The organism is Companilactobacillus miaonis, from assembly GCF_036913615.1.
Taxonomy (GTDB): domain Bacteria; phylum Bacillota; class Bacilli; order Lactobacillales; family Lactobacillaceae; genus Companilactobacillus.
This window is the reverse complement of sequence record NZ_JAYKTX010000011.1, coordinates 1-26,507: the sequence shown is the minus strand read 5'-3', so window position 1 is coordinate 26,507 and position 26,507 is coordinate 1. Positions and strand designations below refer to the sequence as shown.

Genomic DNA, 26,507 nt, shown 5'->3' with positions numbered 1-26,507 from the left:
TTGTCATATTTTTTTATACTGTCTTCCCACGATGCAATTTAACTGGTATAACCTTATCCCTGCCTGCTCCATTATCTATCATTCTTTCGATAAGCATCTTAACTGCTTCCTCAGCCATTTTATCAATTGGTTGAACAATTGTAGTCAAATCAGGCAATAGAATTCTAGTCGTATCTGCTCCATCATACCCAACTATCTTTAAATCGTTGGGTATTTGATAGCCTAATTCACTAGCAATATCTCTTACTTGGGCCGCATCCATATCGTTAGAGAGAAACATTCCGTCTACATTGGGATGTTCTTTAAAAATATTTCTAAAGAATCTATCTTTTTGATCATATCCAATATTGAAATCCAAAGTATAAACTATTGGTTTTAATCCATTCTCCCGCATAGTTTTTTCATAAGCTAAACGCCTGTTTTGAGCCGGTGTCTTTAATTCTTGTGGACCGTTTGTGTGAATTATTACCTTGCAATTATTATCAATTAATAACTTGGTAGCTAAAATACCACCTTGATAATTGTCAGATGAAATAACTGGTATATCATCATTTACAATCCTATCGATTGAAACAATTGGCAAATTTGCATTGTCATATTCACTAATTCCTTGATTATGTGCACCAACAATAAGCCCATCAACTTGATGTGCCATCAAATCACGCAAGTATTTCTTCTCTTTTTCGGAATCGTTCATCGAATTACCGATCAAGGTCTTAAAACCATTCTTAAAAAGAATTTTTTCCATTGATGCAATTAATTGTCCAAAGAAAGGATTATCCACCGTAGGAAAAATCAATCCCACTAATTTTGTCTCTTGCTTAAACAATTGTCTTGCGACCACATTTGGTCGATAATTTAATTCTTCCATCGCATCATGAACTTTTTTTATGGTCTTATCACTCAAATAACCACGCTTATTCATTACTCTAGAAACAGTTGTTTTTGAAACACCCGCTAATTTAGCGACATCATCAATTTTTGCTCTCATTATTTCACCACAATCTCTATAATATGCATATTATAGCATGTTAATTTTAACGCTATATTTTCAGTAATTCATCAATTGATTTTTATATTTTCATAATTCCAATTTGACGTTGAAAACAAATAATAGTATCTTATTTATATTGAAAACGATTACTGAAAATGAGGAGAGATAACTTTGCTAGTAGGAAGTATTGAAGCAGGCGGAACTAAATTTGTTTGCGCCGTAGGTGATGAGGATTATCGTATTAAGGACAGTGTCCATTTCCCAACAACTACACCGGAAGAAACATTACAAAAGGCTATTGATTATTTTAAGAAATTCGACATTGAAGCTCTAGGAATTGCATCATTTGGTCCTATCGAACAACGTGTTAACTCACCAAAATATGGCTACATTACATCAACTCCTAAGCCAGGTTGGAGAGATACTGACTTCGTTGGTAAGATGAAAGAAGCTTTTGACATCCCAATGTTCTGGACAACTGACGTTAATGGTTCAGCTTATGGTGAATATGTTATGTCAACTCTATCCAATGAAAAAATCGACTCACTAGTTTACTACACTGTTGGTACTGGTGTCGGTGCTGGTGCCATTGATAAAGGTACTTTTGTCGGTGGTATGGGTCATCCAGAAATGGGTCACACTTTTGTTAAACGTCATCCTGACGATCTTGATTTCAAAGGTGTTTGTCCATTCCACGGCGACTGTCTTGAAGGATTAGTTGCTGGACCAACTTTTGAAGCACGTCTAGGTATCAAAGGACAAGATGTTCCTTTGACAAATCACGTTTGGGACATCATGGCTTACTATGTTGCCCAAGCAGCTTTACAATCAACACTTATTCTAAGACCAGACAAGATCGTCTTCGGTGGCGGTGTCGTCAGTGAAGCCTTCTTAGTTAAGGTTCGTGCTCAATTCAAAGAACTATTGAATGACTACGTTGAAGTTCCAGATCTAGAAAAATACATCACAATGCCAACCATCAAGAACAACGGCTCAGCTACTTTAGGTGACTTTGCCTTGGCAATTCGTGAATTACAAAAATAAAAAAATCAGCATCGCGTTCTCATATTATGTGAGGATGCGATGCTTTTTTAACCTTGCCGTCTTCCGCACAAGCCCTGTGATGGACTGGAACGCTGCCGGCACAACTTTGAGCTTTTTCAAGCTCGGAAAAATCTCAAAGATTGGCCTTCATGTAAGTGCTAAAGCACTAACATGAATTTGGCGGCTGAGCCATCACAGGGCTTGTGCTCCAGACTAGATCCTATTCTTTGCAGTATTTCTGTAATTTCTAGTTATGGTATAGTGTCCTATTCAAATTAAATCATTAACTTCTTTAAAATCCAGAATTTCTATAGTTTGACATGCGTTCCCAACAAAAAATAATCGGGGCTTTCCTTCTTTCTCCTATTACTATTCCTATATTTGAATAGAAAAAGCACAACAACGAATTAGTTTTCCAAATTCCACATCAGAATAGAACTACTATTCCCAAAAGAATGGAACGCAAATAAAAAATAGAACCGTTATTCAGTCCGGAGCAACAGCTCTGGGAAATGCTCAGCCCTGAAATTCTTGTTAATGCTTTAGCATTTACAAGAAGGCCGAGCTTGGAGATTGCGCGCACTTTGCGTAAGCTTCAAGTCGTGCCCAGAGCTGTTGCAGAGGACGACATACTTCACCAACCTCAAAAGCAAATAAACATCGTCATCACTAATAAATTGATATAATAATATTATGATTCTCAATATGGAGGTAAATAATGGAATTCAAAAAATTAAGTAATGGTGTAGAAATCCCAATGTTAGGATTTGGAACTTATCAAATTGATAACGCCGATGTCCCTGCCGCAATTCAAGGTGCCATCGATGCTGGTTACCGTCACTTCGACTGTGCCCACATTTATGGTAATGAAAAGGCAATCGGAAAAGCTTTCAAAGATCCTGGCATTAAACGTGAAGATCTTTTCATCACTTCCAAAGTTTGGAACGCTGATCAAGGCTACGACTCAACTCTCAAGGCTTTCGACCAAACATTGAGTGATTTACAAATGGACTACCTGGACCTTTATTTGATCCACTGGCCAAACGAAGAAAACTTCCAATTGACACTGGACACTTGGAAAGCTTTGGAAACACTTTATGATCAAGGTAAGGTAAAGGCAATCGGTGTTTCTAACTTTTCAGAAAAACAACTTCAAGAAGTCTTTGACATGGCAAAAGTTAGACCGATGGTCAATCAAATCGAGCGTCACCCATACAAGACTCAAGTGGAACTGGCAAAATTCGATACAGATAATGACATTGTTAACGAAGGTTACTCACCAATTGGACATGGTCATTTGATTCTTCAAGATAAGACTATCAATGAAATTGCTAAAAAGCACAACAAGACTGCTGCTCAAGTTGTACTACGTTGGCACATCGACACTGGCTTTGTTATTTTCCCTAAGTCATCTAAAGTTAGTCGTGTGAAAGAAAACTTCGATATTTTTGATTTCAATTTGACTGATGATGAAATTAAAGCTATTGGTGCTTTAGATCAAGATAAACATCTTAATTACTAATTAATTGCTAAAAAAATGCCCTTCGACCAGATTTTATGGTTGAAGGGCATTTTTTCTTATTTTGATAACCATGGTTCTTGGCAATATAGCTAAAACGCGTTCCAGCCAACAGGAGTCAACATATAGCTACGCTTCCCAAATCGCCCGCAAAACCGGCGGGCAATTCGTGAAGCTAGGCTATCTGCTGACTCCTAACCGTTGGCTTCCACGCTCTAAAAATCACGCTCTATCTTTTTCTAAATATAATAAACTTACTAAACACGTAATTCAAAACGACTACCACGACATTAGCTATCAGCTTAACGACAAAGCCATTGCCATGCATCAGTTCCATTCCAATAAACATTGTTCCTTGGTCAAATATCCATGATCCTCCTCTGAATAAGAAGAATGATCCCATTTCTTGGAAAAAGGCTTTCCAGGTTTTGGTGTGGGAATTGAAGACCCATAATTTATTAGTTACATATGCGAATAAGACCGAAATTAAATAAGCAATTGCATTGGCAATTTGGGAATTCATCCCTAACACTCGCCACAAAACTGCGAATCCAACGTAATTTACTACTGTTGTTAAGACTCCGAAAAATAAATACGGAATCGCATCTTTATACTTGCTCCACAATTCTTTTATCATATTAACGTCCTTAATGGTTTAATTTCCAATTTTTATAGCTTAATCCAAGAAAATAAGCAATTACTTCAAAGGCTGAAATAAAGAAAGTAACTGGCCAGTTGGTGACAAACGCTAGATATAACCCTAGCCAAACTCCAGCAAGCGACAATCCGACTGAAACCATAATCAATTTTGGCACCGAGTGGACTATGTACTTGGCTGTTGCTCCTGGTAAAGTCAGTAAAACAAAAACTAACAATGAACCAACGATTTGTGCACCGATACTGACGCTGAGTGCCAAAGTTACTAAAAAGGCAATCGATAGTAATCGCGTTTTCAAACCGGCTGCACGGGCGCCAATGTGGTCAAATGAGTCAAATGACAGTGGCTTGTAGAAAATGATGAAGACAAAAATTACAAACAGCGCCAAAATCATCAACTGATTAACTTCTTTGGAACTGATTCCGACGATACTTCCGAAAAGGATATTTGTCGCATAACTACTCGATTCAGACGACAACGACAAAAACAGGATTCCCAAACCAATGAACAGCGACGAAATTGCACTGATCGACGCCTCTCTTCTGGACGACTCCGTACTGAGGCTGCCGACTGCAATCGAACTGATCAAAGTGAATAAAATCATTCCGGCCAAAGGCGAAATCCCGATTAAGATGCCAAATGAAGCGCCGGCGAAGCCAATTTCCGATAACGTGTGAGATAGAAAAGACATATTCCTAGAAACGACAAAAACGCCTACTAATCCAGCTGTTATTGCAATAAAAGTACTAGCAATAAAAGCCTCTCTCATAAATTCGTATGCAAACATTTTTATCCTCCCATATCAAACATATCTTCAGAAACATCAGCCACATCAACTTCCTTGAGCGTTTGGTCTTTAAAGAAGAGTGCTCGATGAGTGTATTTCTTAGTTAAATCATAAACGTGCGTGATGAAGATGACCGTCAAATTCTCTTTTTCATTCAATTCTTTGACAAGATCCATCAACTGCATTTTTACTTCTACATCAAGACTGGCAGTTGATTCATCCAAAATCAAAACTTTTGGTTCATTCAATAAAGCTTGAGCCAAATAGGCTTTTTGCTTTTCACCGCCAGAAGCTAACCCAAGGGGTCGGTCCTTTAATTTTGATAAACCAGTTTTTTCTAAAATTGTTTTGATCAATTCATTATCCTGGCGACGTTTCTTTCGACTAAGTGTGAATTTCAAATTCAAGCGGACAAATTGTTCGATATTCAAAGGATAATCGATATCAATATTTCTAAATTGGGGAACGTAACCAATCACTTGTTTGTGATCAACAAGTAATTCACCACCGGATTTTTTCTCCAAACCCATAATAATTTTGACAAGCGTCGTTTTACCAGAACCATTTGGACCAATCAAACTTAGAAAATCCCCATCATTGATAGTGAAATTCACATTTTGAAAGACCAATTGATTTCCAAAGCGCTTCGTTAAATTCTTTGCTTGAATCACTTTTTCACTTTCCCTTCAATTTCTAAATCCAACTTTAATAATTATCACACTAATCGCCAATTTTCGTTGAATTAACATCTCATTTTAAATTATTTTTCTTAAAGATAACTTTATGAGTGTAAGATGCCATTAACAAAGCTTTCCTGTATTTTCTATAACCAAACTCGGCTCAAAACTAACTTGCGTCCACAAAAATAACAGCATCCCTCAGAAGATATTACACCAATAAGTGTCTTCCCTCCTTTATATAGATGCTGTTATTTGATTATCTAGTAAACACCCTCTAAGAATATAACCAATTCTTATACTAAAGGCAAGTTATCAACTATTACCAAATTTGGAAATATTGACCATTTGCTGGTACTAAATAACTGCCTACTGGTGAAGTAGAGTCTTTACTATAAACATTGATTTGATAACCATTGACATTGTTCCAAGTTACTTTTCCGTTAGCTACATATTGAGTCTGTGTCTTATCATAAGTAGTACTCAATTTGTCAGCTAAAAATGAAACGGCTTGGTCACTTGTAGTAATGTTAGTTGTTTGTGTTTGACTGTCATCACTACTATTTGAAGTAGTTGATTGATCATTTTGTGTTGCTTGATTTGTATTTTCTGATTGTTGTGAATCTGTGTTTGAATCTGTATCTGATCGTAAATCTGCACCAGAATTCTTTGAATCATTTGTTTGTGACTTGTCTGTATCGTCTTCATCTGTGGAAGCATCTGATTTATCAGTCGTATCAGATTTTTCGGGAGTTTCTTTTTTATTTTCGCTAGTTTTGGATTCAGATCTAGTATTAGTACTTGATTCTGTGCTTGCCGATTGACTGCTACATCCAGCCAAAAGGATCCCCATTAAAAGCATCGTGTAAAGCGATAATCTCTTAAACATAGTACATTTCCTCCTTGTACCAGAACATTATATCGAAATTCAGTAAACTTTAATAGATTTACTGACAAAACGAAAGAATAGTTTAACTTTTTTGGAGGGGTGAAATATGCCGTCCTCCATAGCAAAGCTGATTTGTGCTGGAACGCTGTCGGCACTATTTTGAGCCTTTGCAAAGTACGCAAAGTCTCAAAACTAGGCCTTTCACTAAGCGCTAAAGCGCTAAGTGAAATTTGACGGCTGAGCCAAATCAGCTTTGCTATTCCGGACTGAATTTCACATTTATTTTTTATTTACTTTCCATTTATTTAGAAATAGTAATTCTATTCAAATTAATGTTTTGATATTTTAATAACTGGAATTGTTCCTCCTTAATTAAAATAGAGATAATAGTAACAAAAGAAGGAGGATCTTACTTATTACAGCACTTCACTGCAGTTTTAGTAAGATTCTCAATTATTTTTCTATTAAATTAATTCAATTGAACTATTGAAACACAATAACGTATCCAAACCATAAACCAGTTCTCAACTTATCCCGAATAGAACTTATTCCCATTCAGAATTCATTGAAATAACGCATAGATCCTCATTCTAGTCTGGAGCAACGGCTCTGGGAAATGCTCAGCCCTGAAATTTTTGTTAATGCTTTAGCATTTACAAAAAGGCCAATCTTGAAGACAATTCCCGCTTTTGGAATTGGCTCCAAGTTGTGCCCAGAGCGTTCCAGCGTTTCCCAGAGCTGTTGCGGAAGACGGCATCTATCTACTACCCAAACAAAAGAACAAAACCATACAAAAAAATAGCATCTATCAAAATAATAGATACTATTTATTCAATTAACCATAAATTTTATTGTAATCAATCGTTTCACCGTTACGGATCTTTTCGCCTAATTCGATTGATTTATCGACGATAATGCTTTGACCATCGATAGTTTTGAATGGATGATCTGGAGCTTTTTCTTGAGCTAGTGACAACTCAGTACATCCCAAAACAATCACGTCGCAGTCAAACTTATCATGCATCGTTTGTAAAATTTTGTGATACTTTTTGGCGTTAACTTGACCTTTGATTTTGATGTCATCGTAAATCAAACTTTCGACTTCATCTTGGATTTCTTGGTCACCTAAACTCAATTCAAAACCAGCATTTTTAATTTCGTCTTCATAAATATGATCGGCAATGGTTCCTTTAGTAGCAATCAAACCAATTCGTTTGGCATTTGGATATTGCTTTTTCATCACGCTGATTGCCATGTGTGGCATGTGGATGATTGGAATATCAGTTGCGGCTTGTAGTTCTTTATAGTAATAATGTGCGGTATTGCAAATAATTACCATGAACTCTGGATTAAGTGCGCTCTGTTGTTTGATATCCTCTGTTAGTGGGGGTAAAAAACTAGGCTTGCTGTGATCCAAAATGTGCGCTGTCCGATCAGGAACACTGGAATGATTGACTAAGATGTAGTCTAAATAGTCTTGGTCATTTTTAGTTGGTGTTCGTTCATTTAACAAGTGCACGTAGCTTTCTGTGGCTAAACTTCCCATACCACCAATTACTGTAAAGAATTTCCTCATACTTCTAACCTTCAATATCCTTCAAAATTTTCTTAGCGACTACTGGGTCACTAGGATATGGTACATCGACGCCCTTAGTCTTTTGATAAGGGTCGTTGCCTTTGGCAGCTAGGACGATAATATCATCATTGTTGCTGGAAGAAATCATTTCTTTGATTGCTTCTTGACGATCCAAAATCGTTTTGACATTAACCTTTGTGTGATCGATACCTTCATCGATCTGTTGACAAATTTTGGCCGGATCTTCAAATCCTGGATCATCGGTTGTTAAAATAGCTGAATCAGCTAGCTCTGTTAAAACTTTAGCAAACCCTTCGCGTCTATCGACACCTTTGTCTCCTGGGCTTCCAACGACTACCTTGATTTTAGAATTTGGATATTCGCGTTTCAAAAAACTCAACAAGGCGTTCATACTGGCGTAGTTGTGGGCGTAATCTACAAAGATTGTCCCGTGGTTCTTGGTGTTAATGTGCTCCATTCTCCCCGGGACGAATGCTTTTTTTAGGCTATCAGCAATCACCGAGTTATCGATCTTCATAATTTTGGCGGCAGTAATGGCAGCACCGGCATTTAATTCATTAAAATCACCGACTAAACTCAATTCATAAGTATATTCGCCGTGATCTTGTAGGTCTTCAGCCTTATCACTTTCAGCAGTGTAAGTGAAGACAGAATCATTTAAATTCGATTCCTTGTTACGGATACTGAAGTCGGTGTCACCAACTTCGTTCTTGGCAAAGCGATAAATTTCTTTGTCAGGACTAGTTTGTTTGGCAGCGGCATAAACTGTATCGTAATCGTTTGTTTGACGGTTGATGATGTTGACCTTAGAATTAATCATCAATTGCTTCTTGCAATTCAAGTAATCGGCGTAAGTTGGATGTTCATTTGGTCCGATGTGATCTGGAGTGATATTCAAGAATCCACCAATATCAAACTTCAATCCGTAAACGCGATTCTTCTTATAAGCTTGTGAAGAAACTTCCATGACTAAGTACTTCATTCCATTGTCGACAGCTCTTCTCATATCACGGAACAATTCCAATGATTCTGGAGTCGTCAAATCAGACTTGAACTTGTCTTCTGGCTTTGGTCCAACGATCCGATCAACAGTTGAGAATAGCGCCACCTTGCCTGGATAAGCACTGTTTAAAATATCATATGTGAAATAAGATGTGGTTGTTTTACCTTTAGTTCCGGTAAAGGCCACGATAAATAAATCATCTTGAGGATTACCAAAGAACTCAGCACTCAAAAGTGACAAGGCTTTGGAAGCATCCTTAACGATCAAACGGTCGATGTCTTTGCTATATTCTTTTTCAGAAACATAGATCTTGGCACCGTTTTTTATAGCTTGATCTAAATATTCTGCTTTAAATTGGTTTCCCTTGCAGAAGAAGATTCCATTGGATTGGTCTTCTTTTGAGTTATAACTAATGTTTGTGACTTCGAGATTTTCATCGCTTACTGAATCACTTACCAATAAGTCGTCTTTTTTCAAAATCTCAATAGCTTTACTTATTTTCAAACTCATTTTTTCACCTGCTCCTAAAATAGACGATTGAATAGATTGTCAAAAAATTCAACGATTGAATCCCACCAAGACTTCTGGCTAGTCTTCTTGTGTACTTTTTTAACATCTGCCTTTTTGAACGGAAGATAACCACTAGCAGTATTAGCAGCAATTAATTTTACCGTTTGCTTTTTGTGGGTCGCAGTAAAACCTAAGTCGTTACTACTTTCATTATAACTTAAATTTTCAACATTAGAATTTTTTGGTACCCAAAGATAAACAGATTGATTAACTTTATATTCTTTTTTATTAACAGTTACCTTTTGGTCCTTTTGCAAAACTTCCTTGTGTTCAAAATTATCCTTCACGTAATGGATCAAAGTTTGAGTACTGCGGAATCGTTTATCCACATCACTCTTCTCGCCTTGCGCATCCATGATAATCGTGACGATTCTGGTATTTTCAAGTGGGAGTGTTCCGACAAAAGATTCCCCCGCTTGCTGCGTTGTACCAGTCTTTAAACCATCAAATTCATAACCTTCTTGATAGTCTCGACCACCTTTTAACAATAGATTCAAAGAATCATAGGTTTTTGTTTCATTATCAACCGGAAAACTCAACTTAGATTGTGAAGTGGTTTGTAGAATTTCAGGATACTTATCTAAAACATGTTTGACGATCACACCGATATCATTGGGAGATAATTTATTCTCACCATCAGCGCTACCTAAGTACATATCTTCTTTTAAATCTGAATTATTTAAACCAGAAGCATTGTAAATTTCTGCATCTTTAATGCCCCAATCTTTCAGCGTTTGCCGCATCATTTTCACAAATTCTTTTTGACTTCCGGCTACTTTATCAGCCAACATCATCGCTGCCGAATTTGACGAAACGATCCAAGCAGCATTGTATAAATCTTTAACCGTATACGATTTGTCCACGTCTAATCTGACATTGGTCAATTCGTTATCTTTAGTCATGTCAGCTTGTTCTTGAGTGGGTTTAACCGTATCTTGATCTGTAAATCGGTTCTCCTTCAAGGCTTTCGTAACTAAATAAAGCGTGATTATTTTCGTGATTGAACCGATGGCAACTTTTTGATCAGCATTTTTTGAATAAATAACTTGACCAGTCTTTTCATCGAACGCTAATCCAGCTTTGGCTTCAATATTTACTGTCGTATCAGCTTGCACAGTTGTCGTAAATATTGGTAATGTCAAGATTATCACCGACATTATCAATACAATTTTCTTACAGAATCTCATTTCAAAACCTCACAAATCATTCTTGGTTAAGGATAGGAAAATGACTAATAAATGAAGTCTTATCCTTATCCGAAGTAACGGCAATCGTGCCACCGTGTAATTTCACCATGCTTTGCGCAATGGCAAGTCCTAAACCTGTTCCACCGGTCTGTTTGGAACGTGAGTCCTCAACTCGGTAAAAACGGTCAAAGACGTGTTTGAGTGAATCTTCTGGTATCGGTTGACCATTATTAGCGACTGTTACGACAACTTCTTTTTCTTTTTGCTCAGCTGTCAACCAGATATGGGTCGCACCTTTACCATATTTCAAGGCATTCATGATCAAGTTATTGAAAACCCGGCCGAGTTTTTCAGTATCGCCCTTCATCATGATCTTGTCTGGAGTGGAATTAACAATAATCTCCATCCCTCGTTTATTAGCTTCCAACTCAAAATCAGCCGACAATTGATCAAGCATCTGAGCCATATCAAACTTTGTCATATTCATCCGACTAGTGGCATGTTGAACATTAGCGAATTCAAAGAGTGAATTGACCAAATCTTGCATTTCCAACGACTTTTTATAAGCAATGCTAGTATATTTCAAAATTTGATTCAAATCAGTGTAACTCTTACTTTCAATCAAACCTAAGTAACCAATCACCGACGTCAATGGTGTTCTAAGATCATGACTGACATTGCTGATCAACTCATCTTTACTCTTTTCCGATTGTTCTTGTTCTTTAGCCCGACGATTCATATTCTCAATTAAAAGATTGAAACTTTCAATAATACCTTGCAAATTTGGATTAACTTTAGTTTCAACTGGTTTGACCAAATTAGCATCGGCACTTTCTTGGAGAATTTCTTTGATTTGACGTAATTCGAGTCGATGATACAAAGTCATCACAAACAATCCTGTCAAGATGAGTTCAAATACGATAACTACAATCAACTTTTCAGGGCTATGTGTCAAAAGTTGCCAGTTTGCTTGCAAGTTTGTCGTAAAACTGCTTTTGCCGATAAATCCTATTAAAAAAATATTGATTATCTGAAATAAAAGAAAGGTGCCTATTCCTTCTAAAAGGAGGACACCTCTTTCTTTTGCATTCAGTTTGATTCTCTTATTCAAAAATCAAACCTCCACTTTATAACCGACGCCCCAAACGGTTTCGATAACTTTTTCGCCGTTCGTGGCTTCTTCTAATTTGTCACGCAGATGGCTGACGTGGACCATAACTGTTTTTGCTGACACGACGCTCTCTTGTTTCCAAACGCGTTCAAAGATCTCATCGGCGGAAAATACCCGGTTAGGGTGACTAGCTAGTAAATAAAGCACTCCAAATTCAAGTGCCGTCAACTGCACTTTTTGTCCGGATTCGGTCACTACTTCATGTGAATCTTTATAGATAGTAATTGGTCCAACTTCCAATTTGTCGGGCACATTTTTAGCTGTTTGTTGCGTACTGCGACGCAATAGTGAACGAATTCGAGCCATAATTTCCAATGGATTGAATGGTTTAGTTACGTAATCATCCGCTCCGGTAATTAGTCCCTGAATCTTATCCATATCAGTCGTCTTGGCAGACACAATAATTATCGGAATTTGGGAATTCTTACGAACTCGTTTGACCACTTCGATCCCATCGATTCCAGGCATCATAATGTCCAAAACCATCAAGGCAATGTCACTGTGGGCAGCCAATTGGTCCAAAGCTTCCTGGCCGGAATTAGCTGTAACCGGTTCATAACCCTCATTCTTAATATAAATACTAAGTAGTTCTACAATCTCTTTATCATCATCGACCACTAAGATTTTCATTTAATAGACCTCTCAAGCGTACATATATTTACAAGTATACAACTAGTTAGTATTATACAATAAGATAGAACTAGATTACTAATTAGACTACGAAAGTGAGTTTTTATGGACTATTTAAAGAGGCGCATGAAGTTTGTATTGATAATGATTTTTTCGGTGGCGATTATTTTGTTTGTTCAATACGAGTTGCATTTTGATTCTAATATTGATATTAAAAAAGTTGGTTGGATGATGACTCTTTTGCAGGCTGCTGCTGGAGGGTATGGTTTGTACGGTTTGGTGCAGTTTTTCCGGGTTAAATAATTTTAATTAGTTAGTTGGTGTTTGGCTGTCTTGTGCTTCCTACTATAGTTTGGTGGGTGGTTGATTGCCGTCTTCCGCAACAGCTCGGGGAAACGCTGGAACGCTGTCGGCACGACTTGAAGCCTTTTTCAAGCCCGGAAAAAGTCTCCAAGCTCGGCCTTCTAGTAAGCGATAAATCGCTAACTAGAATTTGACGGCTGAGCATTTCCCCGAGCTGTTACTCCAGACTAGGTCCGGTTCTTTGCGGTTGCTTTGTAAATTCTGAATGGATACGGTTCTATTCGATGATGACGCAAATTTGATTTATGGTCTGAATACGTTTATCGGCCTTTAACTAAATATCACAAGAAATTTTGGTAGTTTTAATTTAGATGATTTAAAAAATAACAGCATCTATTCAGGTTTTCTGAATGGATGCTGTTTTGGTTTTAATTCTATATCTGTTTAGTTCTTCTTATTTTCTTGTTTCTTTTCTTCTTGTGCGCGGTGTTCGTTGATGTTGCAGCCTTCTGGGCCACAAACAGCACTTTCATCGCTGCCTAGGCTTTGGAACGTATTTTTCTTGTCGTCCATAATTATCCCTCCTTGGCTTGTACTTGTTGTAGAGCTTGGACAAAGGTTTCGTATGGTTGGGCTCCAGAAATTCCGTATTTGTTGTCGATAACGAAGAATGGGGCGCCTTGGATTCCTAATTGTTGAGCTTCCATTTGGTCAGTCCGAACTTCCTTTTCGAATTGTCGGCTGTTGAGTACTTCGTCGATTTTTTCGGCGTCTAGACCTGCTGTTGTAGCGGCTTTTTTCAAGACGTCGTGGTCGGCGATTGATTCACCATTACTGAAGTACACTTGGTAAAAAGCGTCGATAACTTTTTCAGTTAGATCCCGATCACCCAATGAATCTGCCAGTTTGATCAAACGGTGAGCATCGAGGGTGTTGGTTGGTACAGCGTTTAGTAGGTCAACTTTTAATCCGTCGGAAGCTCCCATTTTTGAAATCTGTTCGATTTGAGCGGTTGCTTGTTCAGTTGTCATTCCATGTCCGGATGAGAAGTTCTCAAGCATTGTTTTATCTGTTGTGGTTGGTAAGGTTGGATCTAGTTGAAATGATTTGAATTCTAAAGGTGTGTCGTCATATAGATTTAATTCTTTTAAAGCTTTTTTCATTCTTGTTGAGCCGATATAGCAAAATGGACAAGCAATATCTGACCAATATTTAATTTCCATAAATTTTATCCTCTAATCTTTTCTATTCAACCAGTTGATTGAATAGCTTTATACTAGCATGATTCAGCAACATGTCAATTTGCTTGCTCACTGACAAATTCACGCCAATCATAATAGCTCTCGTTCAAACTGTATGCGTGATGGCCATTCTCATTTAACAAGTGTGCTGCTTGATTCGTTAAAGCACAGAGGTGTCCTCGACAATAAACGATAATGTCCTTTTTGGCATCGAGTTGTTGCAGCTCTTTTTTCAATTCGTCAGCGGGAATATTGATAGCTCCTTTGATATGACCAGCATCAAATTCCTCTTTTGGCCGGACATCTAGTAACTGAACGTCATCTCTGGCCAGTAATTTGAGTGCTGCTGGCAAATCAAGTGTCTGGACTTTTTGTTCGAGATTGAATTGACTTTGGAGCTGTTTCATCTCTGATAGTTGGTTTTCACCGACATCCCGCAATAAATAAAACAATTGTTCCACTTGTGGGGACGCCAATTGATAAATTACGTAGTTACCTTGCTTTTTATACTTAACTAAATTGGCTTCACGTAAATTTTTTAAGTGTCTGGAAGTGTTGGCAATGGTCATCCCTGACTGTTTTGATAGGGATTCGACGGTTTTTTCACTTTGGGAGAGCAAATCTAGTATTTCTAAGCGACGATCACTGGATAAACTTTTACCGATTTTTGACAATTCGCTGTAGAGATTAGTTTTGTATTCATTGGCTATTTTGTTCATTTTTTTGGTTCCTTTGATGGTATTTGAGTAATTGATTGAATAGCTTTAGTTTAATTAGTTTTTATGGATTGTCAATTTTTGTGTATTTTTGATTGTCTTGATAATAGTAAAAAAGCCTCAATAGAATTTTTCAGTGAATTCTATTGAGGCTTTTTTGTTTTTAACCATGGTTCTATGCGGTATAGCTAAAACGCGTTCCGCAGGCCAGGACTTGGACATATAGCTACGCTTCCCAAATCATCCGCAAAGTGCGCGGATAATTCGTGAAGCTAGGCTATCTGCCAAGTCCTAAGCGGGCCTGCTACACGCTCTCTAGAAAAATGTTCTTTCCTTAATTCCCATATACTTTCTAAAGCCAAATCTAATCGCATATGCGATAGCGGCTGAGACGAAGTATCCTACTGAATTCAAGGTTGGATTGATGGTTGTTGGTACGAATGCCATTGCTCCTAGGAACAAGAACATTCCGACCATTCCTACTAATAAATAGGCAATTGTCTTTCCCCAACCTGGTCTTTGTGATTTTGGCAGGCGCATTTGGTCGTTGAACCATGTTAACAATGCACCCCACATTAATGACAAGACAATCAAAGTTAAGATACCGGTTTGATTATTTGGATCGGCCTTCTTAGATGTTAAGGCAACGATTCCGTATAGTAATCCAAACAAAGCAAAGAATAGTAAAGCTGTATCGATCCATAGTCCCCAGAATGGTGTCTTCTTAGGTTTCTTGACTGGATGGGCGATTTCTTGGGCCTTTTGAGTAACCGGTCCGTAAAGTTGATTGGCAGGTATACCTTTGATTTGATTTTCAACCATTTCTGGTAATAATCCGTCAATGACTTCTTTGGCTTCTTCTTCCTTAAAACCATTTTCAAGCAAGTGTTTGTTCAACTTAAAAACGTATTCAGCATTTTTGTTACTTAGTTTTTTGTGCAAGTCATCTGCGTTGGCACTATAAATCTGACTTGTCACTTCTTCTTTTTTATCGCTCTTAGCTGACGCGGCTTGTTGCTTTTGTGCAGCCTTCTTATTCTTTTCTCTTAAATCCTCTGACATTTTGCTCCCCCTGGACTAAACGTTGAAACGGAATTCGATAATATCACCGTCTTGAACTTCGTAATCTTTACCTTCGACACGTAGTTTACCGGCTTCTTTGACAGCTTTTTCACTGCCTAATTCATCTAAATCACTAAAAGACATAACTTCGGCACGAATGAAACCACGTTCAAAGTCAGAATGGATGATTCCGGCTACTTGTGGTGCTTTCATACCTTCATGGAATGTCCATGCACGTGTTTCCTTACCACCTGCAGTAAAGAATGTTCTAAGACCTAACAATTTGTAACTAGCTTTGATAAGTTTATCCAAACCAGATTCAGAAACACCTTCAGCTTCAAGGAATTCTTTCTTTTCGTCGTCATCTAGTTCAGCAATTTCTTCTTCAGTTTTAGCAGAGACGCCAATTACTTGGGCTCCTTCTTTTTGAGCGTAATCTTCAATTATTTTGTAGTACTTAGAACCTTCTGGATCAGCCATATCGTCTTCAGCAATGTTTGCAACATACAAAACTGGTTTTGAAGTTAACAAGAACAAGCCTTTAACGATCTTTTGTTCTTCTTCGTTAAAGTCAATCGTTCTAACGGCTCCACCTTGTTCAAGGACTGGTTTGATCTTTTCAAGGACAGCAAATTCAGCTTGAGCTTCCTTATCCTTAGCACTCTTAGCAGCTTTTTCAACTTTTGTATAACGTTTGTTGATGCTATCTAGATCGGCAATCCCTAATTCTAGGTTGATTGTTTCAATGTCATCTAGTGGATCAACTTTTCCCGTAACACTAGTGATATCGTCATCGTCAAAAGCACGGACAACGTGGACAATGGCATCAACTTGTCTAATATTTTCCAAGAACTTGTTACCAAGTCCCTCACCTTTACTAGCACCCTTTACGATACCTGCGATATCAGTAAATTCAAAAGTTGTATGGATCAGCTTTTTAGCAGGAATCAATGAATCAATTCTAGCCAATCGTGAATCTGGTACTTCAACCATCCCCACATTAGGTTCGATAGTAGCGAAAGGATAGTTAGCCATTTCGGCACCAGCCTTTGTAATAGCGTTAAATAAAGTTGACTTACCAACGTTTGGTAGTCCGACAATTCCGGCAGTTAAAGCCATTAGTTATTCCTCATTTCTTTTCATAATATTAGGTGGCATTAGTTGATCTTTTCTCAAGTAATGTTGCTCGTTTTCCGTTTTCACCTGGTCAGCTTGGGTCAATACCTTTTTGAATTTCTTGTTAAATTCAGCCCGTGGAATCATAACGATGTGTCCACAACCTAGGCATTTGACTTTAATATCCGCACCCATTCGGATAACTTCCCAGCGGTTTTCCCCACAAGCATGAGGTTTTTTCATTCCAATAATATCTCCAAGTTTAAACATACAATTCCTCTAATCTAAATGGATTCCTAATATGTCTAAAATACGGTTCAAATCATCCGTATTCGAGAAATCAATTTCGAGTTTTCCATGACCACTACGAGTCTCTTTCACTGAGACCGGTGTGTCAAATCTTTCCACCAATTTTTCCTCGGTAGCTTTGATAAATGGTGACTTTTGAACAGCTTTTTTCTTCTTCTTGCTGTTGTGCTTTGACTCAGTAGCTAATTGTTCAAGTTGACGAACCGTTAAATCTTCATTCACAGCTCGTTTGGCTAGTTGGTCGATTTGATCCTTATCTTTCAAACTCAACAACGTTCTAGCTTGCCCCATTGATAATTTACCACTTTGAACCAATTTTTTAGTTGCTTCTGGCAAATTCAATAGTCGTAAATAGTTAGCGATGTAAGGCCGACTCTTACCCAATCTTTGGGAAACTTGTTCTTGCGTTAGATTCAGCTTGGTAATTAACGTCTGATAAGCATCAGCTTCTTCCAGCGGAGTTAAGTCTTCACGTTGTAAGTTTTCCAAGACGGCGATTTCCATCATCCCGGATTCACTCAAAGGACGAATGATTGCCGGGATAGTCGTCTTTTTGGCGATCTTACTAGCACGAAATCTTCTTTCACCAGCAATGATTTCAAAACCATTGACACTTTCACGTACGATAATTGGTTGAAAAACACCATTTTGTTCGATTGAGCGTGCTAATTCGTTTAAGGCATCCTCATCGAAGGTTTTTCTAGGTTGGTATGGATTAGGACGAATATCATCGATAGATAAGTCAACAACTGTTTCACTGTTTTCGTCAATTGCTTCAAATTCGGAAAAAATTGCATCGATTCCTCTGCCTAAACCTTTTTTATTTTTGCTTGATGCCATTACGTTTTAACACCTCCTTAGCAAGATCACGATAAGCTTGTGCACCCCTTGATTTATCATCGAAATCAACGATTGGTAGACCATAACTTGGTGCTTCGGCTAAACGTGTATTTCTAGGTACGATTGATTTATAAACTGAATCACCAAAGTAAGACTTCACTTCATCAACAACTTGAGCACCCAAGTTAGTCCGAGCGTCAAGCATAGTGATCAGGACACCTTCAATCGCTAAATTAGTGTTGAAGTGCTTTTGAACTAGGCGAATGGTATTCAACAATTGACTCAAACCTTCCAAAGCGTAATATTCACTTTGAACCGGGATAATAATCGAATCACTTGCAGTAAACGCATTAGTTGAAAGTTGTCCTAAAGATGGTGGACAGTCGATCAAGATAATATCGTACTCATCATCAACTTCTTGTAGTCCGGCTCTCAAGCGAGTTTCTCGGGCCATCATTGAAGTCAATTCCATTTCTGCACCAGCCAATTGGATTGTTGCTGGCACAATATCAAGATTTTTATGTTTAGTATGAATAATTGTCTTCTTCAATGGATATTCGTTGACCAAAACGTCATAGACATCTTTTTCAACATTAGCCTTCTTGATTCCCAAACCACTAGTAGCGTTTCCTTGTGGATCAGTATCGACTATCAATACCCTTTGACCAAGATCAGTTAAACATGCTCCCAAATTGATGGTGGTTGTAGTTTTTCCGACACCACCTTTTTGATTTGCAACAGATATTTTTCGTGCCATTTTATTCCCCTATCTCTAGAAATTGTCTTACAATCTCACAAAATATTATCTATGGTAATCACTTTTTGGCGCTTTTGCCATAACTATATAATCTTATCATTTTTACAGTATTCTTTAACAGTTACAACATCACTTCACGAGTGGCTTCTTTGCAGGTGTACCAGGCTTTCGAGGGTATTTTTTCGGTGTCTTAGAAATTTTTTCAACAAAGATAAAGTTTCTAACTCCCGCTTCATTAGGAAGTTCAACTGACTCTTGTTGAGTTATCTTGCCACCTAAAGTTTTGATGGCAAATTCAGCGTTTTGCACTTCTTCAGGAGCTTTTTCCGACTTCATAGCTACAAACTGGCCACCAACTTTGGCTAGTGGCAAACAAAACTCTGTCAACACATTCATAGCTGCAACCGCTCTAGCCGTTACAACGTCAAATGATTCACGAAATTGACTATTTTTGCCAACTTCTTCAGCACGACCATGAACTAAAGTAACGTCGTCTAAATTTAATTTTTTAACTAAGCTATCCAAAAATTTAATTCGCTTGTTCAACGAATCAACAATCGTTATCTTGAGTTTGGGGTTGATGATTTTCAATGGCAAAGATGGAAAACCAGCTCCCGAACCAACATCACAGAGTGTCAATTCTTGATTTAAGATTTTTTCATCAACAAAACCGAGGACGATTGAATCGTAAAAATGCTTCAAATAAACTTGATCTTCTTGCGTTATCGAAGTCAAATTCATGACCTTATTCGTCTCGACCAATTCATGAAAATATGTCGCAAATTGTTCTTTTTGAACATCACTCAATTCAATACCTTTTTGAGCTAAAGCTTTAAAAAATTCTTCCGGTTTCATTCAATACCTCCACTCGTGAAACAAGATGTTTCACACTCTTTAATCCTATATTAATGAAGCGTTTAATTCAATGCTGTTTTTGATTTGTATTTTCTAATTTTTAAGGTATTAAAAAATATTATAATTAATAATGAATACACTTAATTTTAGGAGTCAAAAAAATGATAATCATTAAACATACCAATGAACTCAAACCAAACGAATTAGTCGAAATTTTTAAACAACGTACCGCAGTCTTCGTCGTTGAACAAAATTGTCCCTATCCCGAAGTAGACGATGACGATTTTAACGACCTCCACGTCTGTTTAGTCGAAAATGGCAACCTACAAGCCTATGCCCGAATCATTGACAAAAAGACACACATCACCTTTGGACGTGTGCTAGTAGTTAAAAAGTTTCGTGGTTCTGGCTTGGGAAAAGAAATAGTGGCGGCGACTTTAAAAGAAATCACACAACGTTTTCCCAATGTAAAAATTAGAATCCAAGCTCAAACATACCTACAAGACTTCTACAGCAGCTTTGGCTTCAAGACCATCTCAGAAACTTATTTAGAAGATGGTATCCCACATATTGACATGATCTTAAAATAAAGAAAAACCGTTCGAATTAAAAATTCGAGCGGTTTTTTAGTGCCCCTGCCAAGGAACTTAATTATAACGCTTCTAACACATATGGTCACACCCATCGGGCAAGCAATCACAATTTACTTTTTCCGGAGCGGTTTTTATCTTTTCATCCAAAGTTTTTTGAAGCGTTATGATATCGTTACGACTGATCTCGAGCGAATCAATTAGTTCATTTAAAACTGTACCCGTCTTGTGAGCGCAAAAGTCGTTGAACAAACTCTTAGCGTATTCATCCATCGTGTCTTGTTCAGAAACGGTCGCTGAATAAATATAGCGGCCACCTTCTTTTTTACGGCTGAGAAACTCTTTTTTAGTCAAACGTGTAATTAAAGTTTTAATGGTCGAATCTGACCAAGTTTGTTTTTGTTGCATTAAGTTAATAATTTCCGTACTCGTCACGTGATTTAAAGTCCAAACGATACGCATAATTTGCCATTCAGCTGAAGAGATCTCTTTTTTCTGTTCTTTTTTAGGTACTACAGTATCCATCAAAATCTTCCTCTCTTGATGCATACAATTATATAACATAAATCTTTTGTTTGGGTGGAAGATTAAGTATGTCGCCCTCTAATATGATTCTCCATCCAAGCCCTATCTTCCCATCACAGCCTTTTTCTCATCATATACTTCCACACAGTAGTCTTTCTTGCCGCAAGCTGGACAAGTCAATTTTCGAGCTTTTGGATTGTGCTTAGCAAAAAATGCTTCCTTGAAATTCGGTTTGAATTCAGTTCCACAATTTGGACAAATATAATTCGTATTTTTAAAATAATATATTGATATCCAAGTAGCACCAATAATAGCTATTCCAATCGTGATGATAAACGGCCACCATTGGTGACGGGTGAATCCCCAAAATAGTGTCCCAAATTCTACTAAATCTATTAAAAATCCATAACCAAGCATTCTTAGATGTACTTTACGTAATTTACTTTTGTTGTCCATTATTTTTTCTATGTCATCGATCGTCGTTAGATTTACTTTCTCCATTTGTGGTAAATGATTTTTTAGTTCTTCAACGGTTTTTAACTGTTCCTTAGTATCTTTCAATGAATCTTTAAGCGCTTTTTGTTGTTGCTCCAAGAGCAGTTTTAAAACTGTGATGGAATTATCACTTTCAATGATTTCGGAAATTGCTTTGAGTGATAACCCTAAATTTTTGAGTAGTAAAATTAATTTTAATTTTTGTAAATCATTATCGGTGTAAATACGACGACCGTTGCCAACTATTTTACTGGGTTTCAACAAAGCTTTATCATCATAGTACTGTAGAGTTCTGACAGAAACATTAGTTAGCTTTGCTAATTCACCAGTGGTGTATTCTGACATAGATTTTCACCTCTTTCTATTCTTGTTTTACTTCATTACGTTGGGGGATGTGCAAGTACTTTTGCCATATAACGGCGTTATATTTTACAATACTGTTGGTATAGACCTTGTGATTAAAATTACATATCAATTAATTGCTATACGTTTTAAAAAGTCATAAAATATGGCTTTGGAAATGATAAATATTTTTTTGAAATAGGAGGATAGACTTACGAAATATAGTTTTTTTGTTCAACCGCAAGTAAATAAAAGTGATAATTCCGTTTTTGGGTATGAGGTTTTGTTACGTAAAGAGGATAACGGGACTTGGCATTTACCTGATGATTTCACCGAGCTTTCTATTGCAGAGCAAACTAAGTTGGTCGAAGAAACTGCGAAGTCTTTAAAGAAAGCCACCGGCTCAATTGATCGCGTGATTTCTTTTAACCTCAACAGGGAACAAGCTTTGGACCCTTTAACTCTAGGAGAAATTATCGCCTTGAAAAAAAGGATCTCTCCTATTTCATTGACGATTGAATTGACTGAATCGATGCCTTTAAACATTATCAAGGAATATAGTTCTTTGTTGCATCAATATGATATTGCCTTGGTACTCGATGATGTAGGAACTGGTTCAAATACGTTTGAAAATATTAAGCATACTTTACCATACGTTGATCGTATCAAATTTGCGATGCAAAATTTCCGTATGGCAGGAAAGCCTGAAAAGATTCCAGAATGCTTATCTTTTTGGGTCCATCAAGCTAAAAAGTACTGTCTAGGTATGGTGCTTGAGGGTGTCGAAGATGGTAACGACCAAGTTTTGGCGAAGAAATTTGGAATCAATATTCAGCAAGGTTATCTTTATGGTAAGCCGGCTGAAGTTGTGGCTTAAATTTAATTTTAGTATATAAAAAGACGAACCTGTTGTCTCCTGTTTGATTGGGAGGTTGGGTTCGTCTGTTTTTTTGGTTTTGTAATTTTTTCTATTTTAGATAGTTGTTGTTCTTTTGGGTATAACCATTGTTCTATGCGATATAGCTAAAACGCGTTCCGCAGGCCAGGACTTGGACATATAGCTACGCTTCCCAAATTGCACGCAAAGTGCGCGCGCAATTCGTGAAGCTAGGCTATCTGCCAAGTCCTAAGCGGGCCTGCTTCACGCTCTGCTCTAAGCTAATGCATCCCAAGCTGGTAACAACTCTGGTTCTTTCTCTAAATCTTTACGTTCTTCATCACTGAGGAACTTCTTATTGATAACTACTTCGTATACATTGTCTTCAAACCACTTTTGGTCCATCGTGTAATATCCATGATTTCCGTTCTCTTCGCCCCATGAATTTTCGACTTTCCAACGGTTTGGTTGGCCTTTTTTCAAATTAACTCCAGTGATTGTCATGGCGTGTGATACTTCTGCTTCGCCATAATCTAGTCTCAATCCTTTATCAAATTGACTGTCGATACCAAAGAGTTCGTCGTATTGATACAAGTCGCCTAACAAATAACCATTCTTACGATCTGATTGCTTTAAGACATCGTTTCCGAACCAAACTAATTGATTACCTTTCAATTGTTGGATCGTCAAATCATTGAGGCGTTCCATTGGTAGATTCAAGAAAGTATGAGGTTCTTTTCCGACCATGTTATTTTGAGTATCAATTGCGTAAACTTGATGATACTTCTTACTCTTTTGTGGTGAATTCTCAATTGTGACATAATCATCCAAGTTAGTGGTAAAGTAATTCTTATAGAATTCTTTAGGTGTGATATTGTCAGCTTCGATCAATTTGCCATCATCAGTTCTAAGAGATAATTCAAAGTCCTTTGGTGGTTGGCCAAATGAGTAAACACACAGTTTATAAACTTGGCTAAGCATTTCTTCAACTCGTTTGTCGATTGCTTCTTGGCTAGTCTTCTTTTGAACTAAACTACGCAATTCAATACCGTTTTTACGCAATAATTTACCTAAAACGTCATCGAATTCATTAGTATGTTCAGAAGGTTGTGTTTCTGGCATTGCATATGTTGGTACGACACCATATTTGGCAATCAAATTAGCTGCATAATCCCAGAAGCCACCGTCTCCATTGGGACTTTCGAACAGATTATTTACTTTTCTATCAGTAACTGGTAATTCAGCTGTCTTTAAGACTTCTTGATAAAAATAATTGGATTTTTCTAGACGATCATAAAATGATAAATAATTTTGTGACAACTCGAAATCCTTTAAATTGTTACGCAAAGCAAATTCAGTTCTCAATGTATTCAAAGCTGCAAACAACCAGCAACGTCCAGATTGCTTTTGATTAGAAACTTTGCCAGTCTCAACTTCGAGATTAAAAGTTGGATTCAACTTTGTTTTTACTTGAGGATTTTCAGAAGCTTTGTAAATACCCACTTGTGCTACAGAATTTTTAAGAACATTATTACTTGCATCTTGATTTAAGTTCTTATTAAAATCTGCTAAAATTTCATTATTGATTTCCTTAGTCAATTTCATCACCTCGTTATTAAACTATATTACAATTATTTAACTAAATTACAACATTTCTAATCAAATTGGAGAAATTATGTCAGAAATTATTAAAATCGCTTATTTATACGAAGATCTCATGAACACTTACGGTGACAGCGGTGATGTCAAGATTCTCAGTTTCCTTTTAAAAGAAAAAGGTTATGAAACGCAGGTTGACAATATCAGCCTTGGTATGAAATTTAACGCTTTCGATTACGATTTCGTATTCTTCGGTGGGGGCCAAGATTTCGAACAATCCGTTGTCGCAACCGATATAAAGCGACACCGCCAAACTATCAAAGACTACATCGAATCCGATAAACCAATGCTTTGCATCTGCGGTGGCTACCAATTTTTAGGTAAATATTATGAAACCAGCAGTGGGAAAACTATTCAGTGCTTGGACATATTGCCCCTTCACACAGTCTTTAAAGCTGATAGTAGAATGATCGGTGACACGGAATACAAGACCCAATGGGGAACTGTCAAAGCTTTTGAAAATCACAGCGGCCGAACTTATTTCGATGACAAAACCAAACTAAAACCTTTCGGTGAAATGGTCGAAGGCTACGGCAACAATCCTGACGACGGTCAAGAAGGTATGCGCTACAAGAACACCATCGGTAGCTATTCCCACGGACCAATTCTAAAAAATGAAAACGTCGCTCGTGGTATCGCCGACGAAATCATCAAAGCTCATAAAGAACGCATGAAAGAAAGTGCAAAATAAAAACCTCGGCAAGCCGGGGTTTTTTTGTATAAAAATAGACATAAAATCACTACTATAAGTCTTCTTTAAGTAAACTATATAGATTTTCATCATGGAAACCATCGTCTAATAGTTCGTTTTGGCGTAATGTTCCTTCCAAAATAAAGCCAGCTTTCTTAGCCACTGCATTACTTGCTTTATTATCAACAGCTGCTTGAATTATGACACGATTTAACCCATAATCTTCAAAACCTAAGTTAGCCATACACTTCACTGCTTGTGTCATAATTCCTTTCCCTTGAAACTTCTTATCCAACCAATAGCCAATATCAGCACTAGCTCGTAAATGATCAAAATGATTAAAACTAATCATCCCGGCAATTTCGTCTTGATACCAAATTATAAGGTTTAATGAATCATTCGTTCCCATATGGCGATTAGTCATTTGTAAAAACTCAATTTCATCATCCGACACTTTAGTTAACTTTAACCATGGTAAATAATACTCAAAATATTCTCGTTGCCCATCTAACAATTTGAATAACTTAGGACCATCAATTTCAGGCCTCGGTACTGCTAGTTTAATATCATCCGACACTTTGCAAGATAACACTGTACTTACCTTCTTTACCTTATATCGTTTATGCAGATTAAAACTTTAATTATCCAGAAATCGATTAGTTTTAAATATCGCCGTTGCAATTGCTGGTGCAACGATAATTGCGACAATCATTTCCGGAATTCCGTTAGTCCCAACAATGACTAATAATACTTTATTCAAAAGATCAGTTTGGGTTGCGTATGCTTGTGCCATTGTGCTAGCGTACATCAAACGCATCAACCCTAATACTAAGACTGTATTGACTAGGGAACCGACTCCGGCGGCAATTGCCATCCCTAAAACTTTTTTACTAGTGTGCTTTTTAAACCAAAGATAAATAAAACCAGCAATCAATCCGACACAAATTCTCGGTAAAACGGCGACGACTGGATTGGTGAAAACTGTCGTATCGATAATTGACGTTGGACTCGTGAAAGCACGAATAACCGTACCAATTCCCCAAACTAGTCCTACTATTGCACCACTTTTAGGTCCTAAAACAATGGCAGCCACGATCACAGTAATGTGAATAATCGTTATGTTAATGAATCCTGTGGGAATGTAACCCAAAAAAGGAACCATCGATTGCACAAAAATAATGGCAATTAAAATACCCAAGATGGCAGTCCGATATGCCTTCCGTTTTTGCAAATTCCTCACGTCCTCAAATTAATTTTTCTTAATTTTACCCGAATATGTTAAAAAGGACAAAAAAAGAACCCCACCACACAGGGAGGCTGCTGAAAAAGTAGTTTCTTTGATAGAAAGCGCATCTAATCGTTCCAAAGATTAGATAGCGCTTTCTTTTTTGTTATAATTTAAG

The 26,507-nt window shown here is 37.3% G+C and carries 29 protein-coding genes and 1 pseudogene; 6 read left to right on the top strand and 24 right to left on the bottom strand.

Annotation, left to right across the window (positions count from 1 at the left end; all coding sequences use genetic code 11):
* Nucleotides 1–13: 13 nt before the first annotated feature.
* Nucleotides 14–991: a LacI family DNA-binding transcriptional regulator gene (locus tag U8521_RS09955; RefSeq protein ID WP_334352616.1), complete on the bottom strand. Its 978-nt coding sequence runs from the start codon at nt 989–991 to the stop codon at nt 14–16.
* A 174-nt stretch (nt 992–1,165) separates the two neighbouring features.
* Here U8521_RS09955 and scrK point away from each other — a divergent pair, with 174 nt between their 5' ends.
* Together scrK and U8521_RS09945 are read left to right on the top strand one after the other, a co-directional pair.
* Nucleotides 1,166–2,038 carry a fructokinase ScrK gene (gene scrK, locus U8521_RS09950; protein ID WP_135374287.1) on the top strand — a complete coding sequence of 291 codons (873 nt, stop codon included), beginning with the start codon at nt 1,166–1,168 and terminating at the stop codon, nt 2,036–2,038.
* Nucleotides 2,039–2,756: 718 nt separating this feature from the next.
* Nucleotides 2,757–3,560, top strand: coding sequence for an aldo/keto reductase (locus U8521_RS09945; protein WP_334352615.1), 804 nt, complete (start codon nt 2,757–2,759; stop codon nt 3,558–3,560).
* A gap of 226 nt (nt 3,561–3,786) precedes the next feature.
* Here U8521_RS09945 and U8521_RS09940 read toward each other — a convergent pair whose 3' ends face one another.
* The 9 genes from U8521_RS09940 to U8521_RS09900 all read right to left on the bottom strand — a co-directional run bounded on the left by U8521_RS09940 (nt 3,787) and on the right by U8521_RS09900 (nt 12,726).
* On the bottom strand, nt 3,787–4,194 hold the full coding sequence (locus U8521_RS09940; protein ID WP_135374291.1) for a GtrA family protein: 408 nt from the start codon (nt 4,192–4,194) through the stop codon (nt 3,787–3,789).
* Nucleotides 4,195–4,204: 10 nt separating this feature from the next.
* The gene (locus U8521_RS09935) at nt 4,205–5,008 is read right to left on the bottom strand and encodes a metal ABC transporter permease (protein ID WP_334333232.1); all 804 of its coding nucleotides are present in this window, start codon (nt 5,006–5,008) and stop codon (nt 4,205–4,207) included.
* On the bottom strand, nt 5,005–5,673 hold the full coding sequence (locus U8521_RS09930) for a metal ABC transporter ATP-binding protein (RefSeq protein ID WP_334352614.1): 669 nt from the start codon (nt 5,671–5,673) through the stop codon (nt 5,005–5,007). The genes U8521_RS09935 and U8521_RS09930 overlap by 4 nt, the downstream gene beginning before the upstream one ends.
* Nucleotides 5,674–6,001: 328 nt before the next feature.
* Nucleotides 6,002–6,568, bottom strand: coding sequence for a hypothetical protein (locus tag U8521_RS09925; RefSeq protein ID WP_334352613.1), 567 nt, complete (start codon nt 6,566–6,568; stop codon nt 6,002–6,004).
* Between the two features lie 835 nt (nt 6,569–7,403).
* The gene (locus tag U8521_RS09920) at nt 7,404–8,144 is read right to left on the bottom strand and encodes an aspartate/glutamate racemase family protein (protein WP_334333142.1); all 741 of its coding nucleotides are present in this window, start codon (nt 8,142–8,144) and stop codon (nt 7,404–7,406) included.
* A 4-nt stretch (nt 8,145–8,148) separates the two neighbouring features.
* Nucleotides 8,149–9,678: a UDP-N-acetylmuramoyl-L-alanyl-D-glutamate--2,6-diaminopimelate ligase gene (locus U8521_RS09915; protein WP_334352612.1), complete on the bottom strand. Its 1,530-nt coding sequence runs from the start codon at nt 9,676–9,678 to the stop codon at nt 8,149–8,151.
* Between the two features lie 14 nt (nt 9,679–9,692).
* Nucleotides 9,693–10,925 carry a D-alanyl-D-alanine carboxypeptidase family protein gene (locus U8521_RS09910; protein WP_334352611.1) on the bottom strand — a complete coding sequence of 411 codons (1,233 nt, stop codon included), beginning with the start codon at nt 10,923–10,925 and terminating at the stop codon, nt 9,693–9,695.
* A gap of 16 nt (nt 10,926–10,941) precedes the next feature.
* On the bottom strand, nt 10,942–12,036 hold the full coding sequence (locus U8521_RS09905) for a sensor histidine kinase (protein ID WP_334352610.1): 1,095 nt from the start codon (nt 12,034–12,036) through the stop codon (nt 10,942–10,944).
* 3 nt (nt 12,037–12,039) lie between these two features.
* On the bottom strand, nt 12,040–12,726 hold the full coding sequence (locus U8521_RS09900; RefSeq protein WP_334333145.1) for a response regulator transcription factor: 687 nt from the start codon (nt 12,724–12,726) through the stop codon (nt 12,040–12,042).
* A 105-nt stretch (nt 12,727–12,831) separates the two neighbouring features.
* Between U8521_RS09900 and U8521_RS09895 the strand changes: the two genes are divergently transcribed.
* Nucleotides 12,832–13,029, top strand: a complete 198-nt coding sequence (locus U8521_RS09895; RefSeq protein WP_334333146.1) for a hypothetical protein — start codon at nt 12,832–12,834, stop codon at nt 13,027–13,029.
* A 444-nt stretch (nt 13,030–13,473) separates the two neighbouring features.
* Here the strand turns inward: U8521_RS09895 and U8521_RS09890 are convergent, their stop codons facing one another.
* The 9 genes from U8521_RS09890 to rsmG all read right to left on the bottom strand — a co-directional run bounded on the left by U8521_RS09890 (nt 13,474) and on the right by rsmG (nt 19,925).
* Nucleotides 13,474–13,602, bottom strand: a complete 129-nt coding sequence (locus U8521_RS09890) for a hypothetical protein (protein ID WP_281275468.1) — start codon at nt 13,600–13,602, stop codon at nt 13,474–13,476.
* Between the two features lie 2 nt (nt 13,603–13,604).
* A complete protein-coding gene (locus U8521_RS09885; RefSeq protein WP_334333148.1) occupies nt 13,605–14,252 on the bottom strand; it encodes a DsbA family oxidoreductase in 648 nt (215 codons plus the stop codon).
* A 74-nt stretch (nt 14,253–14,326) separates the two neighbouring features.
* Nucleotides 14,327–14,989 (bottom strand): ArsR/SmtB family transcription factor, encoded by a 663-nt coding sequence (locus U8521_RS09880; RefSeq protein ID WP_334352609.1) that lies wholly within the window; start codon nt 14,987–14,989, stop codon nt 14,327–14,329.
* Between the two features lie 312 nt (nt 14,990–15,301).
* A complete protein-coding gene (locus U8521_RS09875) occupies nt 15,302–16,048 on the bottom strand; it encodes a DUF1129 family protein (protein ID WP_334333150.1) in 747 nt (248 codons plus the stop codon).
* A 15-nt stretch (nt 16,049–16,063) separates the two neighbouring features.
* Complete coding sequence (gene ychF, locus U8521_RS09870; RefSeq protein WP_334333151.1) at nt 16,064–17,167, bottom strand: redox-regulated ATPase YchF; 1,104 nt, start codon at nt 17,165–17,167, stop codon at nt 16,064–16,066.
* Nucleotides 17,168–17,170: 3 nt separating this feature from the next.
* Nucleotides 17,171–17,434: a DUF951 domain-containing protein gene (locus U8521_RS09865; protein WP_334333152.1), complete on the bottom strand. Its 264-nt coding sequence runs from the start codon at nt 17,432–17,434 to the stop codon at nt 17,171–17,173.
* Nucleotides 17,435–17,443: 9 nt separating this feature from the next.
* On the bottom strand, nt 17,444–18,313 hold the full coding sequence (locus tag U8521_RS09860; protein ID WP_334333153.1) for a ParB/RepB/Spo0J family partition protein: 870 nt from the start codon (nt 18,311–18,313) through the stop codon (nt 17,444–17,446).
* On the bottom strand, nt 18,294–19,070 hold the full coding sequence (locus U8521_RS09855; RefSeq protein ID WP_135373568.1) for a ParA family protein: 777 nt from the start codon (nt 19,068–19,070) through the stop codon (nt 18,294–18,296). The genes U8521_RS09860 and U8521_RS09855 overlap by 20 nt, the downstream gene beginning before the upstream one ends.
* A gap of 129 nt (nt 19,071–19,199) precedes the next feature.
* Nucleotides 19,200–19,925 carry a 16S rRNA (guanine(527)-N(7))-methyltransferase RsmG gene (gene rsmG, locus U8521_RS09850; RefSeq protein WP_334352608.1) on the bottom strand — a complete coding sequence of 242 codons (726 nt, stop codon included), beginning with the start codon at nt 19,923–19,925 and terminating at the stop codon, nt 19,200–19,202.
* Nucleotides 19,926–20,086: 161 nt separating this feature from the next.
* Here rsmG and U8521_RS09845 point away from each other — a divergent pair, with 161 nt between their 5' ends.
* A complete protein-coding gene (locus U8521_RS09845) occupies nt 20,087–20,515 on the top strand; it encodes a GNAT family N-acetyltransferase (RefSeq protein WP_334352607.1) in 429 nt (142 codons plus the stop codon).
* Nucleotides 20,516–20,587: 72 nt separating this feature from the next.
* Here the strand turns inward: U8521_RS09845 and U8521_RS09840 are convergent, their stop codons facing one another.
* Together U8521_RS09840 and U8521_RS09835 are read right to left on the bottom strand one after the other, a co-directional pair.
* Complete coding sequence (locus U8521_RS09840) at nt 20,588–21,040, bottom strand: CopY/TcrY family copper transport repressor (protein ID WP_334333156.1); 453 nt, start codon at nt 21,038–21,040, stop codon at nt 20,588–20,590.
* Nucleotides 21,041–21,142: 102 nt separating this feature from the next.
* Nucleotides 21,143–21,880 carry a MerR family transcriptional regulator gene (locus U8521_RS09835; protein ID WP_334352606.1) on the bottom strand — a complete coding sequence of 246 codons (738 nt, stop codon included), beginning with the start codon at nt 21,878–21,880 and terminating at the stop codon, nt 21,143–21,145.
* A gap of 217 nt (nt 21,881–22,097) precedes the next feature.
* Here U8521_RS09835 and U8521_RS09830 point away from each other — a divergent pair.
* Nucleotides 22,098–22,754 (top strand): annotated as a pseudogene (locus tag U8521_RS09830) (EAL domain-containing protein); the annotation flags it as partial.
* A 276-nt stretch (nt 22,755–23,030) separates the two neighbouring features.
* Here U8521_RS09830 and U8521_RS09825 read toward each other — a convergent pair.
* Entirely contained in the window at nt 23,031–24,359 is a 1,329-nt protein-coding gene (locus U8521_RS09825; protein ID WP_334352605.1) for a C1 family peptidase, read from the bottom strand.
* Between the two features lie 70 nt (nt 24,360–24,429).
* Here U8521_RS09825 and U8521_RS09820 point away from each other — a divergent pair, with 70 nt between their 5' ends.
* Nucleotides 24,430–25,104 (top strand): type 1 glutamine amidotransferase, encoded by a 675-nt coding sequence (locus U8521_RS09820; protein WP_334352604.1) that lies wholly within the window; start codon nt 24,430–24,432, stop codon nt 25,102–25,104.
* 52 nt (nt 25,105–25,156) lie between these two features.
* Here U8521_RS09820 and U8521_RS09815 read toward each other — a convergent pair whose 3' ends face one another.
* Together U8521_RS09815 and U8521_RS09810 are read right to left on the bottom strand one after the other, a co-directional pair.
* On the bottom strand, nt 25,157–25,696 hold the full coding sequence (locus U8521_RS09815; protein ID WP_334352603.1) for a GNAT family N-acetyltransferase: 540 nt from the start codon (nt 25,694–25,696) through the stop codon (nt 25,157–25,159).
* 45 nt (nt 25,697–25,741) lie between these two features.
* Entirely contained in the window at nt 25,742–26,335 is a 594-nt protein-coding gene (locus tag U8521_RS09810) for an ECF transporter S component (RefSeq protein WP_334333161.1), read from the bottom strand.
* Nucleotides 26,336–26,507: the final 172 nt, after the last annotated feature.

Bases quoted from the DNA above. Each gene is read 5' to 3' on its own strand.
- U8521_RS09955 (WP_334352616.1), bottom strand. From the start codon at position 991: ATGAGAGCAAAAATTGATGATGTCGCTAAATTAGCGGGTGTTTCAAAA.
- U8521_RS09945 (WP_334352615.1), top strand. From the start codon at position 2,757: ATGGAATTCAAAAAATTAAGTAATGGTGTAGAAATCCCAATGTTAGGA.
- U8521_RS09940 (WP_135374291.1), bottom strand. From the start codon at position 4,194: ATGATAAAAGAATTGTGGAGCAAGTATAAAGATGCGATTCCGTATTTA.
- U8521_RS09925 (WP_334352613.1), bottom strand. From the start codon at position 6,568: ATGTTTAAGAGATTATCGCTTTACACGATGCTTTTAATGGGGATCCTT.
- U8521_RS09920 (WP_334333142.1), bottom strand. From the start codon at position 8,144: ATGAGGAAATTCTTTACAGTAATTGGTGGTATGGGAAGTTTAGCCACA.
- U8521_RS09915 (WP_334352612.1), bottom strand. From the start codon at position 9,678: ATGAGTTTGAAAATAAGTAAAGCTATTGAGATTTTGAAAAAAGACGAC.
- U8521_RS09910 (WP_334352611.1), bottom strand. From the start codon at position 10,925: ATGAGATTCTGTAAGAAAATTGTATTGATAATGTCGGTGATAATCTTG.
- U8521_RS09900 (WP_334333145.1), bottom strand. From the start codon at position 12,726: ATGAAAATCTTAGTGGTCGATGATGATAAAGAGATTGTAGAACTACTT.
- U8521_RS09895 (WP_334333146.1), top strand. From the start codon at position 12,832: ATGGACTATTTAAAGAGGCGCATGAAGTTTGTATTGATAATGATTTTT.
- U8521_RS09890 (WP_281275468.1), bottom strand. From the start codon at position 13,602: ATGGACGACAAGAAAAATACGTTCCAAAGCCTAGGCAGCGATGAAAGT.
- U8521_RS09885 (WP_334333148.1), bottom strand. From the start codon at position 14,252: ATGGAAATTAAATATTGGTCAGATATTGCTTGTCCATTTTGCTATATC.
- U8521_RS09880 (WP_334352609.1), bottom strand. From the start codon at position 14,989: ATGAACAAAATAGCCAATGAATACAAAACTAATCTCTACAGCGAATTG.
- U8521_RS09875 (WP_334333150.1), bottom strand. From the start codon at position 16,048: ATGTCAGAGGATTTAAGAGAAAAGAATAAGAAGGCTGCACAAAAGCAA.
- ychF (WP_334333151.1), bottom strand. From the start codon at position 17,167: ATGGCTTTAACTGCCGGAATTGTCGGACTACCAAACGTTGGTAAGTCA.
- U8521_RS09865 (WP_334333152.1), bottom strand. From the start codon at position 17,434: ATGTTTAAACTTGGAGATATTATTGGAATGAAAAAACCTCATGCTTGT.
- U8521_RS09860 (WP_334333153.1), bottom strand. From the start codon at position 18,313: ATGGCATCAAGCAAAAATAAAAAAGGTTTAGGCAGAGGAATCGATGCA.
- U8521_RS09855 (WP_135373568.1), bottom strand. From the start codon at position 19,070: ATGGCACGAAAAATATCTGTTGCAAATCAAAAAGGTGGTGTCGGAAAA.
- rsmG (WP_334352608.1), bottom strand. From the start codon at position 19,925: ATGAAACCGGAAGAATTTTTTAAAGCTTTAGCTCAAAAAGGTATTGAA.
- U8521_RS09845 (WP_334352607.1), top strand. From the start codon at position 20,087: ATGATAATCATTAAACATACCAATGAACTCAAACCAAACGAATTAGTC.
- U8521_RS09840 (WP_334333156.1), bottom strand. From the start codon at position 21,040: ATGGATACTGTAGTACCTAAAAAAGAACAGAAAAAAGAGATCTCTTCA.
- U8521_RS09835 (WP_334352606.1), bottom strand. From the start codon at position 21,880: ATGTCAGAATACACCACTGGTGAATTAGCAAAGCTAACTAATGTTTCT.
- U8521_RS09825 (WP_334352605.1), bottom strand. From the start codon at position 24,359: ATGAAATTGACTAAGGAAATCAATAATGAAATTTTAGCAGATTTTAAT.
- U8521_RS09820 (WP_334352604.1), top strand. From the start codon at position 24,430: ATGTCAGAAATTATTAAAATCGCTTATTTATACGAAGATCTCATGAAC.